At 60.2% G+C, this 15,264-nt stretch carries 14 protein-coding genes and 1 pseudogene; 12 read left to right on the forward strand and 3 right to left on the reverse strand.

Features of this window, described 5'->3' with window-relative positions; all coding sequences use genetic code 11:
* Positions 1-2: 2 nt before the first annotated feature.
* The 3 genes from NYR50_RS10370 (at position 3) to NYR50_RS10380 (ending at position 1,185) form a co-directional block, all read left to right on the forward strand.
* A complete protein-coding gene (locus tag NYR50_RS10370) occupies positions 3-320 on the forward strand; it encodes a DUF86 domain-containing protein (RefSeq protein ID WP_418135877.1) in 318 nt (105 codons plus the stop codon).
* Positions 321-421: 101 nt separating this feature from the next.
* Entirely contained in the window at positions 422-823 is a 402-nt protein-coding gene (locus NYR50_RS10375) for a group II truncated hemoglobin (RefSeq protein WP_418135878.1), read from the forward strand.
* A complete protein-coding gene (locus NYR50_RS10380; protein WP_418135879.1) occupies positions 820-1,185 on the forward strand; it encodes a DUF423 domain-containing protein in 366 nt (121 codons plus the stop codon). The genes NYR50_RS10375 and NYR50_RS10380 overlap by 4 nt, the downstream gene beginning before the upstream one ends.
* A 6-nt stretch (positions 1,186-1,191) precedes the next feature.
* On the opposite strand, the gene NYR50_RS10385 is transcribed toward NYR50_RS10380, so the two are convergent.
* From NYR50_RS10385 to NYR50_RS10395, 3 genes and pseudogenes are all read right to left on the reverse strand, one after another.
* Positions 1,192-1,482: a hypothetical protein gene (locus NYR50_RS10385; RefSeq protein ID WP_418137290.1), complete on the reverse strand. Its 291-nt coding sequence runs from the start codon at positions 1,480-1,482 to the stop codon at positions 1,192-1,194.
* Positions 1,463-1,786, reverse strand: a pseudogene (locus tag NYR50_RS10390) (DUF2325 domain-containing protein); the annotation flags it as partial. The gene NYR50_RS10385 and the pseudogene NYR50_RS10390, both read right to left, overlap by 20 nt.
* 253 nt (positions 1,787-2,039) lie before the next feature.
* Positions 2,040-2,681 carry a TetR family transcriptional regulator C-terminal domain-containing protein gene (locus NYR50_RS10395; protein ID WP_010972280.1) on the reverse strand — a complete coding sequence of 214 codons (642 nt, stop codon included), beginning with the start codon at positions 2,679-2,681 and terminating at the stop codon, positions 2,040-2,042.
* A 259-nt stretch (positions 2,682-2,940) separates the two neighbouring features.
* Between NYR50_RS10395 and NYR50_RS10400 the strand changes: the two genes are divergently transcribed.
* The 9 genes from NYR50_RS10400 (at position 2,941) to NYR50_RS10440 (ending at position 15,001) form a co-directional block, all read left to right on the forward strand.
* Positions 2,941-4,188 (forward strand): Zn-dependent hydrolase, encoded by a 1,248-nt coding sequence (locus NYR50_RS10400; RefSeq protein WP_418135880.1) that lies wholly within the window; start codon positions 2,941-2,943, stop codon positions 4,186-4,188.
* Entirely contained in the window at positions 4,185-5,642 is a 1,458-nt protein-coding gene (gene hydA / locus NYR50_RS10405) for a dihydropyrimidinase (RefSeq protein WP_418135881.1), read from the forward strand. Before NYR50_RS10400 ends, hydA begins: the two co-directional genes overlap by 4 nt.
* Positions 5,639-6,082, forward strand: a complete 444-nt coding sequence (locus NYR50_RS10410; RefSeq protein ID WP_418135882.1) for an NUDIX hydrolase — start codon at positions 5,639-5,641, stop codon at positions 6,080-6,082. The genes hydA and NYR50_RS10410 overlap by 4 nt, the downstream gene beginning before the upstream one ends.
* Positions 6,079-6,873, forward strand: a complete 795-nt coding sequence (locus tag NYR50_RS10415; RefSeq protein WP_174009187.1) for an ABC transporter ATP-binding protein — start codon at positions 6,079-6,081, stop codon at positions 6,871-6,873. The genes NYR50_RS10410 and NYR50_RS10415 overlap by 4 nt, the downstream gene beginning before the upstream one ends.
* Before the next feature lie 237 nt (positions 6,874-7,110).
* Positions 7,111-7,986, forward strand: coding sequence for an ABC transporter permease (locus tag NYR50_RS10420; RefSeq protein ID WP_418135883.1), 876 nt, complete (start codon positions 7,111-7,113; stop codon positions 7,984-7,986).
* Entirely contained in the window at positions 7,983-8,855 is an 873-nt protein-coding gene (locus tag NYR50_RS10425) for an ABC transporter permease (RefSeq protein WP_418135884.1), read from the forward strand. The genes NYR50_RS10420 and NYR50_RS10425 overlap by 4 nt, the downstream gene beginning before the upstream one ends.
* Before the next feature lie 21 nt (positions 8,856-8,876).
* The gene (locus NYR50_RS10430; protein WP_418135885.1) at positions 8,877-9,869 is read left to right on the forward strand and encodes an ABC transporter substrate-binding protein; all 993 of its coding nucleotides are present in this window, start codon (positions 8,877-8,879) and stop codon (positions 9,867-9,869) included.
* A gap of 604 nt (positions 9,870-10,473) precedes the next feature.
* A complete protein-coding gene (locus NYR50_RS10435) occupies positions 10,474-11,667 on the forward strand; it encodes an efflux RND transporter periplasmic adaptor subunit (protein WP_418135886.1) in 1,194 nt (397 codons plus the stop codon).
* 13 nt (positions 11,668-11,680) lie between these two features.
* Positions 11,681-15,001 carry an efflux RND transporter permease subunit gene (locus NYR50_RS10440; protein ID WP_418135887.1) on the forward strand — a complete coding sequence of 1,107 codons (3,321 nt, stop codon included), beginning with the start codon at positions 11,681-11,683 and terminating at the stop codon, positions 14,999-15,001.
* The last annotated feature ends 263 nt before the right edge of the window (positions 15,002-15,264 follow it).

Here is a 15,264-nt window from a genome sequence, read left to right on the forward strand (position 1 = left end):
AAATGCTGGAGGCGATCCACGGCATCGAGACGCACACCGCCGGATTGTCACTGGACGACTTCAAACAGAACTGGCTCCTCAAGCTTGCCGTACAGCGCGCTTTGGAGATCGTTTCAGAGGCATCACGGCATATCCCGGAAGACTTGCTTGATGTCGCGCCTGACATTCCCTGGAAACAGATTCATGGGATCGGCAATATTTTACGTCACGAATACCACAAGATCGCGGATGATGTGATCTGGGCAGTGGTGACCGAACATGTCGCACCGCTGAAAATCGCCGTCCAAGCTATTCAACAATCCGTCGGGCCTGAAAACTGAAGTTTTATGGGCACGATGTCCCAAATGTCGCATCCCGCCTTTCCCTGTTGCACTCCATGCCCCGGAAAGCGATAAGGACCACAGGGTCCAAGGAGGCGACGATGAGCGGCGAGACCGTTACCCTTTATCAAGCGATCGGTGGCGATGCGACCGTCAGGGCGCTCACCCAGCGCTTTTATGAATTGATGGACACCCTGCCCGAGGCCGCGCGCTGCCGCGCCATCCACCCTGCCGATCTTTCCGGCAGCGAGGCGAAGTTTTACGACTATCTGACGGGATATCTTGGCGGACCGCCCGTCTATGTCGAAAAACACGGCCACCCGATGCTGCGCCGCCGCCATTTCGTCGCCCCCATTGGCCCGGCCGAGCGGGATGAATGGCTGCTGTGCTTCCGCCGCGCCATGGATGAGACGATCGAGAATGCAAAGCTGCGGGAGATCATCTGGGCGCCGGTGGAGCGGCTGGCCTTTCACATGCAGAACCAGGAAGCGGATAATCCATGACCCACGCGAGACTGCGCGCCTTCATTCTGCTGCTGGGCGGCCTCCTGGGGGCTGCCGGCGTCATGCTTGCCGCCGCCGCCACCCATACCGGTGAAACCTATATGCTGGGCAATGCCTCGGCCATGGCGCTGGCGCATGCGCCGGTGCTGGTGGCACTCAATATCGGTGCGGACCGCATCAGAACCGCCATTCCGGGGGGCCTGATCCTCGGTCTCGGCACGGCCGTTTTTGTCGGCGATCTCGTCGTCAGGCATTTTTCCGGCCACAGCCTGTTCCCCTACGCAGCACCCATAGGCGGGCTCGGCATGATCGGCGGATGGCTGGTGCTCTGCGCCGGCGCGTTCCTGAAGCCGAAAGGCTGATCGGCCTCAACGCCGCCGCGTCCAGCGAAACGGCAGGATGTTGCGGCCCTTTTCCGCCGCCTCGCCGAGAGCAAAGGGCGGCGCTTCGCCGGGCTGGCGGGTGCGCAGATGGGGAAACATCGCCACATTGCCGCCGGCGGTCGCGGCGCGGTTGCGCCTTTGACGTTCGCCAACGATTTCATACATTTCCGTCAGGGCCGGATCGGCAGCCTGTTCGGCCATCTTGTGCAGTTCCACGCGGCAGGCTTCATCTGCCGCCGGCTCTTCAACCTTAAAATTATTGCGCTCGTCGCTCATCGTTGGGGGTCCGTTCATTCATCGTCTGCAGCGCCCGCTCCAGACTGGATTTGCTGCCATTGCGCAGCGGAATGAACGTCTTGCCGAATTTCTTGCAACCGGACTTCACCCGCAGACACGCATCGTGGCTGATACAGTCGATCGGGCAGAAAACGCAGTCGACGGAGGGAAGCACGGTATCGATGCGCGAGACCGCCTCACGCAGGCCGCCATCGTGGTGGATCAGTTCGGCACCGAAATTGCTGGCGATCTGGCGAAGATGGGCAACCTGACAGTCACGGCCGCCAACATAAAGAAAGCTCTTCGGACCGGAAAGCTGCTGTTCGGCCACGTCCTTTTCAGGTTGAGGCGCGCCCTTGCCCTGCTTGCCGCTGCGTTCGGCTTTATTCTTTTCCTTGCGTGCCATTCCCTCACCTGCCGGTTGATTTTTCATGCCCCGGACGTTCGGGATAGCGGCACCATAATAAAGATGAGTTTTGGAGTAAAGTATAAAGGTGATAATTTTCCTCATGTTTCTGCAGAAAGAATCGATCACCTGTTCGTGAGAACCCTGGCGTTCAGCCGCTGATGCGCAATCCGCCCATGAAAAGCTGCTCCAGATGCCGGGCCGCATCCTCGAAACGACCGTCGCCACCGTGTTTGTCACCCAGCACGGCGCGCACCTGCACGTCGAAATCCGCATAATGCTGGGTGGTCGACCAGATCGAGAAGATCAGATGGTAAGGATCGCATTTGGCCATCCGCCCCGCCTTGATCCAGGCGCGGATCACCTCGGCCTTTTCATCCACCAGTTGTTTGAGCGGGCCTTTCAGTTCATCCTCTATATGCGGCGCACCCTGCAGGATTTCATTGGCGAAAAGCCGGCTTTCACGCGGAAAATCCCGCGACATTTCCAGCTTGCGGCGAATATAGGAGCGGATTTCGCTTTCGGGATTGCCTTCGGCGTCAAAGGCGCGCAGCGGATCGAGCCACGTATCCAGCACCCGTTCGATCAGGGCGCGATGCATCGCTTCCTTGGTGCGGAAATAATAAAGCACGTTCGGTTTCGACATGCCGGCCGCCTCGGCAATCTGGTCGATGGTGGAACCACGGAAGCCATTGGTGGAAAACACACTGAGCGCAGCCTCGAGAATCGTTTCCTGCTTCTCTTCCTGAATGCGGGTCCGCTTCTGGGTTTTCGCTGCTCGCGGTATGGCCATACTCTGCTCTCTGTTTCTTTTCAGTGCAATTGCCGATACAGTATGCTTAAAAAATAATCTGCGCGTACAGTTTAGGCAAAATTAGTGCGATTCGTCACGAAAATCTCTTGCTGACGCCATCGCGAATTTGCAATGTTTACCAGCCGGTCAATTTATCCACCATCGCCATCATTAGGCAATGACTGTTATCTTAGCCGGCAAAAATGGGAACGGCACAAGCTTTGCTTCGATAAAAACAAACGGATGAGGACGACATTTCATGGCGGCGGGTAAAAACTTGACGGTCAATGGCGACCGTCTGTGGGACAGTCTGATGGACATGGCGAAAATCGGCCCCGGCATTGCCGGCGGCAATAATCGCCGCACGCTGACGGATGAAGATGCGGAAGGCCGCAGCCTGTTCAAGAGCTGGTGCGAAGCGGCCGGCCTGACGATGGGCGTCGACAAGATGGGCACGATGTTCGCCACCCGCCCCGGTGAGGACCCGGACGCGCTGCCGGTCTATATCGGCAGCCATCTCGACACCCAGCCGACCGGCGGCAAGTTCGATGGCGTGCTTGGTGTGCTGGCTGGACTGGAAGTCGTTCGCAGCCTGAACGATCTCAACATAAAGACGAAACACCCGATCACCATCACCAACTGGTCCAATGAGGAAGGCGCGCGCTTTGCCCCGGCCATGCTGGCCTCCGGCGTCTTCGCCGGCATTCACGATCTCGATTACGCCTATGGCCGCACCGATACCGACGGCAAGACCTATGGTGACGAGCTGGAGCGAATCGGCTGGCTGGGCGAAGAAGAAGTCGGTGCGCGCAAGATGCACGCCTATTTCGAATATCATATCGAGCAGGGGCCGATCCTCGAGGCGGAAGGCAAACAGATCGGCGTCGTTACCCATGGTCAGGGCCTGTGGTGGCTGGAAGTGACGCTGACCGGCAAGGAAGCCCATACCGGCTCGACGCCGATGGCCATGCGCGTCAATGCCGGCCTCGCCGCCGCGCGCATCCTTGAAAAGGTGCAGGAAGTGGCGATGGCCCACCAGCCGGGCGCCGTCGCTGGCGTCGGCCAGATGATCTTCACGCCCAATTCCCGCAATGTGCTGCCCGGCAAGGTGGTTTTCACCATCGATCTTCGAACCCCTTCGCAGGCGAAGCTCGACAACATGCGCGCCATCTTCGAGCGCGAGGTGCCTGTTATCGCCGAAGAACTCGGCGTCGGCTGCGCAATCGAAGCCATCGGCCATTTCGATCCCGTCACCTTCGATCCGGTGCTGGTCGGGCGCGTGCGCTCTGCCGCCGAAAGATTGGGTTACACCCACACGGACATCATCTCCGGCGCCGGCCACGATGCCTGCTGGACGGCAAGGGTCGCTCCATCAACCATGATCTTTTGCCCCTGCGTGGGTGGGCTTTCCCATAACGAGGCCGAAGAAATTTCGCCGGAATGGGCCGCCGCCGGCTGCGACGTGCTGCTGCATGCGGTGCTGGAGACTGCGGAGATCGTGCAATGACCGCCACCATCATCAAAAACGGCACCATCGTCACCGCCGACCTCACCTACAAGGCCGATGTGAAGATCGAAGATGGCAGGATCACCGAGATCGGCCCTGATCTGACCGGCGGCACGATCCTCGATGCCACGGGATGTTACGTCATGCCTGGTGGCATCGATCCGCATGTGCATCTGGAAATGCCCTTCATGGGCACCTATTCCGCCGACGATTTCGAGAGCGGCACGCGCGCCGCCCTTGCCGGCGGCACCACCATGGTGGTGGATTTTTGCCTGCCCGATCCCGGCCAGTCGCTTCTCGATGCCCTGCAGAGATGGGACAACAAGGCGACGCGCGCCAATTGCGATTATTCCTTCCACATGGCCGTTACCTGGTGGGGCGAGCAAGTCTTCGATGAGATGAAGACGGTGGTTCAGGAAAAAGGCATCAACTCGTTCAAGCACTTCATGGCCTATAAGGGCGCGCTGATGGTGAATGACGACGAGATGTTCGCCTCCTTCTCGCGCTGTGCGGAACTCGGCGCCATTCCCTTCGTGCATGCGGAAAACGGCGATATCGTCGCGCAGATGCAGGAAAAGCTGATGGCGGAAGGCAATACCGGTCCGGAGGCGCATGCCTATTCCCGGCCTCCCTCCGTGGAGGGCGAGGCCACCAACCGCGCCATCATCATCGCCGATATGGCAGGTGCCCCGCTTTATGTCGTCCACACATCCTGCGAGCAGGCCCATGAAGCCATCCGCCGCGCGCGCCAGAATGGCATGCGCGTTTATGGCGAACCGCTGATCCAGCACCTGATCCTCGATGAAAGCGAATATGGCAATGCCGACTGGGATCATGCCGCGCGCCGGGTCATGTCGCCGCCCTTCCGCAACCGGCAGCATCAGGACAGCCTCTGGGCGGGTCTCGCCTCCGGCTCGCTGCAATGTGTGGCGACCGACCATTGCGCCTTCACCACTGAGCAGAAACGCTTCGGCATCGGTGATTTCCGCAAGATACCGAACGGCACCGGCGGGCTGGAAGATCGCATGCCGCTGCTCTGGACCCATGGCGTAGCGACCGGCCGGCTGACGATGAATGAATTTGTCGCCGTCACCTCCACCAACATCGCCAAAATCCTTAACATCTATCCGAGAAAGGGCGCGATCCTCGTCGGCAGCGATGCCGATATCGTCGTCTGGGACCCGGCGCTGACGAAGACCATCAGCGCCGCAAGCCAGCAATCGGCCATCGATTACAACCTGTTCGAAGGGCAGAAAGTGAAGGGCCTGCCGCGCTACACCCTGTCACGTGGCCTTGTCAGTGTCGAGGAAGGCACCATCGAAACACAGGAAGGCCATGGCCAATTCGTGGCCCGCGATCCCTATCCCGCCGTCAGCCGGGCGCTTTCCACCTGGAAGGAACTCGTTTCGCCGCGCAAGGTGGAACGCACAGGCATTCCGGCATCGGGCGTGTGACCATGAGCAGCGAGCCGAAACGCGAAATCCTCATCGCCGCCGCCATTCTCCTCAACGAACGACGGCAGATGCTTGTGGTGCGCAAGCGCGGCACCACGCAGTTCATGCAGCCGGGCGGCAAGATCGATCCAGGCGAAACGCCGGAGCAGGCGCTGCACCGCGAACTGGCCGAGGAAATCGGCCTGACGCTGCCGAAAAATGCCGTTCGTTATGAGGGCATCTTTCGCGAGGAAGCCGCCAATGAGCCCGGCGCCGATGTCGTCGCCCATGCCTTTACCGCCAGACTTCATGCCGAGGTCGTGCCGCAGGCGGAAATCGAGGAAGTGCGCTGGCTCGACCTCGACCGCCGCCCCGGCGTGATGATTGCCAAACTGACGGAAACCCAGATGCTGCCGCTGGCGCGCGCGGCCCTTACGGAAAGCGACAATCAGCCAAGATGAACCAGGCCTCTTCCTATTCCGTCGTTTCCGCCAGAAAACTGGGCCTGACCTTCGAAACGGGGGATGGTCCGGTCCACGCCTTGTCGGATGTCGATCTGGACGTAAAAAAGGGCGATTTCGTCTCCTTCATCGGCCCTTCCGGCTGCGGCAAGACCACCTTCCTGCGGGTCATAGCCGATCTTGAAAAACACACGTCAGGCGAGATCACCGTCAACGGCACGACGCCGGAAAACGCCCGGCGAGACCGGTCCTACGGTTACGTCTTTCAGGCCGCCGCACTTTACCCGTGGCGCAGCATCGAGAAGAACATCGCCCTCCCGCTTGAAATCATGGGGTATAGCAAGGCCGAACAACGCGAGCGCATCGACCGCACGATGGACCTCGTCAACCTCACCGGTTTCGGCAAGAAATATCCCTGGCAGCTTTCCGGCGGCATGCAGCAGCGCGCCTCCATCGCCCGCGCGCTCGCCTTCGATGCCGACCTGCTGCTGATGGACGAGCCTTTCGGGGCGCTGGACGAGATCGTCCGCGATCATCTGAACGAGCAGCTGCTGAAACTCTGGGATACGACCGGCAAGACCATCTGCTTTGTCACTCATTCCATACCGGAGGCGGTCTATCTCTCGACCAGGATCGTCGTCATGTCACCGCGACCGGGAAGAGTGACTGACGTGATCGAGTCCACCCTGCCGCGCGAAAGGCCGCTGGAGATCAGGGAGACGCCGGAGTTTCTGGCGATTGCACATCGGGTGCGCGAGGGGTTGAAGGCGGGGCATGGCTATGAGGGGTGAGGTTGGAAAAGACGCCCCTGTGGTAGGCGCTACCCCCCTCTGCCCTGCCGGGCATCTCCCCCACAAGGAGGGAGATCGGCAAGACGCACGACCACCGCTTCAATCTCAAGCGTGGAGATGGGTGAAACCTAACCACGAGTCGATCTCCCCCCTTGTGGGGGAGATGTCCGGCAGGACAGAGGGGGGTAAGCGTCACTCTCAGAGCAAGAGTAAATCCCACCCTCAGAGGGCCAACCCATGACCCTCCTCCGCCACCGCATACTCCCCATCCTCACCGTCCTCCTCGCCATCCTCATCCTTTGGCACCTCGCAGTCATCTATCTCAACATGCCCTTCGCCCGCGACCAGGCCACCCGCGCCGGCCAGACGCCGGGTTTCTTCGAACTCCTGCCGCAGACCTTCGCGCAGGAGCGCCCGGTTCTCCCCGCCCCACACCAGATCGCCGCCGAACTCTGGGACACGACCGTCAACAAGGCCATCACCTCCAAGCGCAGCCTGATCTACCACGCCGGCATCACGCTTTCGGCCACCCTTCTCGGTTTCGCCATCGGCGCTGTTCTCGGCATCCTGCTTGCCGTCGCCATCATCCATAACCGCGCCATGGACCGCTCCGTCATGCCGTGGATCATCGCCAGCCAGACGATCCCCATTCTCGCCATCGCGCCGATGATCATCGTTGTCCTGAACTCCATCGGCATTTCCGGGCTGTTGCCCAAGGCGCTGATTTCCACCTATCTCTCCTTCTTCCCCATCGTCGTCGGCATGGTGAAGGGCCTCAGAAGCCCCGAAACCCTCCAGCTCGATCTGATGCACACCTATAATGCCTCACCGGCGCAGATCTTCTGGAAGCTGCGCTGGCCTGCCGCCCTGCCCTATCTCTTCACCTCGCTGAAGATCGCCATTGCCATCGCTCTGGTCGGCGCCATCGTCGGTGAATTGCCGACAGGCGCCGTCGCGGGTCTCGGTGCGCGGCTTCTCTCCGGCTCCTATTACGGCCAGACGGTGCAGATATGGGCGGCACTGTTCATGGCCGCCGGTGTTGCGGCGCTGCTGGTGTCGATCATCGGCATTGCCCACGCCGCCGTCCTCAAGAGAATGGGAGCACGGCCATGACGAACCCCTCCTGGTTTATCGGCGCGATCCTGTTCTGGCTTGCCGCCTGGGCCTTCAACGAATGGCTGGTGCGTCGCAATTTCACCTCTTCCTCGGCACAGCGCATCGGCCGCATCGCCGTGCCCCTTCTCTTCGGCCTTGCCCTTCTGGCTCTCTGGGAAGGCATCGTGCGTGGTTTTTCCGTTCCGCCCATCCTGCTGCCGGCCCCCAGCGCCATCCTCGCCCGTCTAGTCGGCTCGCTGCCGATCCTCTGGGCGGATTTCCGCCAGACTTTCCTCAAATCGGTGCTGACGGGTTATGTGCTCGGCTGCGGCCTCGGTTTCCTCGTCGCCATCCTCATCGACCGTTCGCCCTTCCTCCAGCGCGGACTTTTGCCCATCGGCAATTTCGTCTCCGCTTTGCCAGTGGTCGGCATCGCGCCGATCATGGTCATGTGGTTCGGTTTCGACTGGCAATCGAAAGTCGCCGTCGTCGTCATCATGACGTTTTTCCCCATGCTGGTGAACACGGTGCAGGGGCTTGCCGCTTCAAGCCACATGGAGCGCGACCTGATGCGCACCTATGCCGCCGGCTGGGGGCAAACATTGCTGAAACTGCGCCTGCCCGCCGCCTGGCCCTTCATCTTCAACGCGCTGAAGATCAATTCAACGCTGGCGCTGATCGGCGCCATCGTCGCGGAGTTTTTCGGCACGCCCATCGTCGGCATGGGTTTCCGCATCTCGGCCGAAATGGGCCGCAGCAATGTCGATATGGTTTGGGCCGAGATCGCCGTGGCGGCGCTCGCAGGCTCCGGCTTTTACGGTCTGGTGGCGCTCATCGAGCGTGCCGTCACCTTCTGGCATCCGTCCGTCCGTGGGGGACGAACGTAAATAACGAAAAAGGGAACAGCGATGAAAATGAAACTTGCATCCATGCTTCTTGCCGGCGCGTCAGTTCTGACCGCATTCGGGGCTCAAGCCGCCGACAAGATCACCCTGCAGCTGAAATGGGTGACCCAGGCGCAATTCGCGGGTTATTACGTCGCCAAGGACAAGGGCTTTTATGAAGCCGAAGGCCTCGATGTCGATATCAAGCCCGGTGGCCCGGATATTGCGCCCGCGCAGGTTCTGGCCGGCGGCGGCGCTGACGTCATCGTCGACTGGATGCCGTCTGCACTGGCGACGCGCGAAAAAGGCGTACCGCTCGTCAACATCGCCCAGCCGTTCAAGTCGTCAGGCATGATGCTGACCTGCCTGAAAGAAACCGGCATTACCAAGCCGGAAGATTTCAAGGGCAAGACACTCGGCGTCTGGTTCTTCGGCAACGAATATCCGTTCCTGTCATGGATGGCGCACCTGAAAATCCCGACCACCGGCGGCGCGGATGGCGTGACCGTTCTGAAACAGGGCTTCAACGTCGATCCGCTGCTGCAGAAGCAGGCCGCCTGCATTTCCACCATGACCTATAATGAATATTGGCAGGTCATCGATGCCGGCATCAAGCCGGAAGAACTCGTCACCTTCAAATATGAAGACGAAGGCGTGGCGACGCTGGAAGACGGACTTTACGTTCTCGAAGACAAGCTGAAAGACGCCAAGTTCAAGGAGGACTTGGTCAAATTCGTCCGCGCTTCCATGAAGGGCTGGAAGTGGGCCGAAGAAAACCCTGATGATGCCGCCGGTATCGTTCTCGAAAACGACGCCTCCGGCGCCCAGACCGAAAAGCACCAGAAGCGCATGATGGGCGAAGTCGCCAAGCTCACCGCCGGTTCGAAGGGCGCACTCGACAAGGCCGATTACGAGCGTACCGTCAAGACGCTGCTGGGCGGCGGCTCCGATCCTGTCATCACCAAGGAACCAACAGGTGCTTATACGACGGAGATTACCGACGCGGCGTTGAAGTAGGTCGAAGTGACGTCCAAGTAATGGAGCGCGCGGGAGGTCCGCGCGTTCTTATTTATGACTCGCATGAAGAGTGCCAATTCTCCCGACGTCATCCTTGGGCCTGTCCCAAGGATCTAACCACGTCAACAAAATCACAACGTTGCAGATCCTCGGGACAAGCCCGAGGATGACGTCGGCGAGGTTGGCTCAACTCGATTTCCCATCTGACGACGCTCTTCTTTTGGGGCTTTGCCAGAATATGCCACTTGTGCAAACTGCGCCGATAGTGCGAAGGCATCAGCACGTCGCCTATTTCATTGGTAACCCATCTGACGAATTGCAACATCTGCGGCTATACAAAAATGTATATCAACCATAGCGGCTATGCGGATTGATTTGTACGACAACAACAATTACAGTCCCGCCCACAAGACTGCCAGATTTGATCTTGTAAAAAAAGCACAAGGCAAAGGTGCTTGAGATTCGCGTTGAGGGGCGTTTGAATCGGGAGGATCGAAAAGGAAGTATTGTGATCCCTTGTTTCACATTCGCCATCGCATGACCTTTTGAGACACGGCCCCGAGCCTAAAGGACATGTGAGCGGATATTGCGCGAGCCAAGACACATGCAGCATAAAGTCACGTTTAACCGCTTTGTTTTCCTTCTTCTTTCCGCAACGGCGCTCCCCTTGTCCGCAGCCGCCGAAGGAGAGGCGCAGGCACCGGTCAAACAGCAGAACCTGCCTTCCATCATCGTTGCGCATGCCGCAAAACGCGATCTCGTGGACCGCATAATCGCGACGGGCACCATCCGCCCGGTCGATGAAATCTATGTCCAGCCGCTGGTCGACGGCCTGTCGATCGATACGCTGAATGTCGATATCGGTGACAGGGTCGAAGCAAATGCGATCCTCGCCGTCCTCTCCTCGGACAGTCTCATCCTTCAGAAAAGCCAGCTTGAGGCCAACAAGGCCAAGGCGCAGGCGGCCGTTGCGCAGGCCAAGGCACAGGTTCTGGAAGCGGAGGCGAGCGCCAATGACGCGAACCGCCAGCGCGACCGCGCCGCAAAGCTCGGCCAGAGCGGCTCCGGCTCCGTCTCGCAGGTGGAGCAGACCCAGGCGCAGGCCGAAGTGGCCGCCGCCAAGCTCAACGCCGCCCGCCAGGCGGTTTCTGCCGGCGAAGCCGACATCAAAGTCGTGGACGCTCAAATTGCCGATATCGATCTGAAGCTGACGCGCACGGGTGTGAAAACCCCGGTTGCCGGCATTGTTTCGGCCAAGAATGCCAAGGTCGGCGCGATTGCCAGCGGCGCCGGCAATCCGCTTTTCACCGTCATCAAGGATGGCGCGATCGAACTCGTCGCCGATCTGTCCGAAACCGATATCCAGAAGGTGAAGATCGGCCAGAAAGCCTATTTGACGGTTGCCGGCGGCGCTGAGAAAATAGAGGGCAAGGTGCGCCTCGTCTCGCCCACCGTCGATCCGACGACGCGCCTCGGTTCCGTGCATGTGGTTCTGCCCGAAAACAGCCCCGCGCGCTCCGGCATGTATGCCAGCGCGGCGATCATCGTTGAAGAGACGAATGCGCTCGCTCTGCCGCTGTCGGCCGTCACCGCCGGACGTGAAGGCTCGACCACCCGGAAAGTGGAAGGCGACGTCGTCAAGCAGGTGAAGATCGAAACCGGCATTGAAGACGGTGGTTATATCGAGATTGTCAGCGGTCTTGCCGCTGGAGACAAGGTTGTCGAGAAGGCTGGGGCATTCGTGCGTGATGGGGACCGGATCAAACCGGTGGAAGCCCAGACAGCTGCGTCCAACTGACTGAGGGATTGAAATGAACTTTTCCGCATGGTCAATCCGTAACCCGATTGCGCCGCTGCTCGGCTTCGCCGTGTTGATGATGCTCGGCCTTCAGGCGTTCAACACGCTGCCGATCACCCGTTTTCCGAACATCGACGTTCCCGTCGTCGCCGTCACCGTGACCCAGAGCGGCGCTTCGCCCTCCGAGCTCGAAATGCAGGTGACGAAGGAGATCGAGGACGCCGTCGCCGCCATCAGCGGCGTTGATGAAATCCAGTCCACCGTGGTCGATGGCCAGTCCACCACCACTGTCGTCTTCCGCATCGAAAAACCGACGGAAGAGGCGGTTCAGGACACCAAGGACGCCATCGACAAGATCCGCAGCGACCTTCCCGCCGATATCGAAGAGCCGATCGTCAGCAAGATCGACGTCGAGGGTCAGGCGATCCAGAGCTTTGCCGTTTCTTCGCCCAACATGACGCTCGAAGAGCTGTCATGGTTCGTGGATGATACGATCAAGCGGGCTTTGCAGGGCAAATCCGGCATCGGCAAGGTCGATCGCTACGGCGGTGCGGACCGGGAAGTGCGTGTGGCGCTCAGCCCCGAAAAGCTCGATGCCTATGGCATCACCGCCAATGAGGTGAACAGCCAGCTGCGCGGCACCAATATCGACCTCGGCTCCGGCCGTGGCCAGGTGGGCGGCAACGAACAGACCATCCGCACCCTCGGCGATACGCGTGATGTCTCGCAGCTTGCCAACACCACCATTTCCCTTTCGAACGGCCGTTTCGTCAAGCTGTCCGAACTCGGCACGATCACGGATACCTATCAGGAGCCGAAGTCCTTCTCGCGCTTCAACGGCAACCCCGCCGTCACCTTCGCCGTGTTCCGCTCCAAGGGCGCAAGCGAGGTTTCCGTGGCGCAGACCGTGTCGGAAAGCCTCGAACAGGTGCGGAAGGATCATCCTGACGTCGACATTCAGAAGGTCGACGATGCCGTCTACTTCACCTACGGCAACTATACGGCCGCACTCGATACGCTGATCGAAGGCGCTGTCCTTGCCGTTATCGTGGTTCTCCTCTTCCTGCGCAACTGGCGCGCAACGCTGATTGCCGCCGTGGCGCTGCCGTTATCCGCGATCCCGACCTTCTGGATCATGGACATCATGGGCTTCTCGCTCAACCTCGTGAGCTTCCTCGCTCTGACGCTCGCCACGGGTATTCTCGTGGATGACGCCATCGTGGAAATCGAGAACATTGCCCGCCACATCAAGATGGGCAAGACGCCCTATCGCGCGGCACTGGAAGCGGCGGATGAAATCGGCCTCGCCGTCATCGCCACCAGCTTCACCATCATCGCGGTCTTCGTGCCCGTCTCGTTCATGCCCGGCATTCCCGGACAATACTTCATCCAGTTTGGCCTCACCGTCGCCTTCTCGGTGTTCTTCTCACTCGCCGTCGCCCGTCTCATCACGCCGTTGATGGCGGCCTATCTGATGCGCGCCGAAGACGCGATGGACGACCACCACGACAATGACGGCCGGTTGATGAAGGCCTATACACGCATGGTCACCGCCACCACCCGCAAATGGTGGGCGCGGTATCTGACGCTGGTCGGCGCGATTGCGTTCCTCGTCGCCTCCGTCATGCTTCTGGCCCAGGTGCCGGGCAGCTTCCTGCCGCCGGATGACGCCTCTCGCGTCACGCTGTCAGTGGAACTGCCGCCCAATGCGACGCTTGACGAAACCGACCGGACGACGACGCAGATTTATCATGCCCTGCGTGACATCAACGGCGTGGAAAGCGTCTTCATCCTCGGCGGTGCCTCGCCGAAGGGCGACCTGGAACTGCGTCGTGCCACCGTCAACGTCATCCTCCAGCATATCGATCACTCGCTGCTGAAAACCCTCGTCAACAAGGGCCTCGGCTCCATTCCGCTCATCGGCCAATATCTTCCGAAGGTGGAGGAAAAGGGCCGCACGCGTCCGCAATGGGATGTGGAGCGGGATATATTCGCACAGGTGCGCGGCATTCCCGATGTCCGCATCATCAAGCTGAATGACCGCGCGGAACGCGAGCTCTCCTTCAACTTCCTCTCGAAGAACGAGAAGGACCTGAGCGACGCCGTCGGTATTCTCGAAAGCCGTCTGCGCGCCTCGCCCATCCTTGCCAATGTCAGCTCGGAAGGTGCTCTGCCCCGTCCCGAACTGCAGATCCGCCCGCGCAAGGATGAAATCGCTCGCCTCGGCATCACGCCGCAGCAGATATCGCAGACCGTGCGTGTCGCCACCATCGGCGATATCGACGCGCAGCTGACGAAAATCTCGCTGGACGACCGGCAGATCCCGATTCGCGTGCAGGCATCGCTCGATACCCGCCGCGATCTCGCCACCATCCGCGCGCTGAAGATCAAGACCGCCTCCGGGTCTCTGGTGCCGCTCTACAGCGTTGCCGATATCGACTATTCCGAAGGTCCAAGCTCGATCAAACGCAACGACCGCAACCGCGTCGTCTCCATCGGCTCGGATGTGCCTTTCGGCACGGCGCTCGATACCTCGACGGCCGAGTTCAAGCGCATCGTGGCAGAGACCAAGCTTCCGGCAAGTGTCCGCCTTGCCGAAAGCGGTGACGCCAAGGTGCAGGGCGAAATGCAGCAGGGCTTCGTCAACGCCATGCTGCTTGGCCTGATGCTGGTGCTGGTGGTGCTCATCCTGCTATTCAAGGATGTCATCCAGCCCTTCACCATCCTGTTCTCGCTGCCGCTTGCCATCGGTGGCGTGGCAGTGGCGCTCATCATCACGCAGAACGCGCTGTCCATGCCCGTCCTCATCGGCATTCTGATGCTGATGGGCATCGTGACAAAAAACGCCATTCTGCTGGTGGATTTCGCCATCGAAATGCGCCGTCACGGCATGGAACGGGTGCATGCCATGGTGGAGGCAGGCCGCAAGCGCGCCCGCCCGATCATCATGACATCCATCGCCATGTCGGCGGGCATGTTGCCTTCCGCACTCGGTGTCGGCGAAGGCGGTTCGTTCCGCGCGCCGATGGCGATTGCTGTCATCGGCGGCATCATCGTCTCGACGGTGCTTTCCCTCATCGTGGTGCCGGCCTTCTTCCTGATCATGGATGACGTGTCACGCCTGCTCGCCCACCTCTTCGGCCGCTTCGTCGGCAAGAAAGAAGTGGAGGAAGAGGCCCTCTCCAACGAGAAACTCTCGGAGATCGCCCACGAAAACAGCCTGGCGCTCTCATCGCTGGAGGCGCGGGTCGCCAGCGTGGAAAAGGGCACCGGCGACAAAGCCAGCGACAAGGGCAGTAATATATTGCGGCTGCCACCGCTTGCTGCGGAGTGAAAGTTGCAAATACGAAGATTGAAACGCCGGAACTTGTACCCGGCGTTTTTTCGTCGCTGTGGTAAAGCACGACATCGCGGCATATTTGTTCTCCCCGCCGGGGAGAAGGTGGCCCGAAGGGTCGGATGAGGGGGCAACTTTGCCGTATCTCACGACCCTCACCCCCTCATCCCGCTGCCGCGGACTTCTCCCCCCTCGGGGAGAAGAAATATGCCGCACCTACTCACTCCATTTTCCCCTGCCGCCCTGATCTTCAACGGCTC

The sequence above is a fragment of the Agrobacterium sp. El2ro-1b genome, assembly GCF_048298475.1.
Taxonomy (GTDB): Bacteria; Pseudomonadota; Alphaproteobacteria; order Rhizobiales; family Rhizobiaceae; genus Agrobacterium; species Agrobacterium fabrum.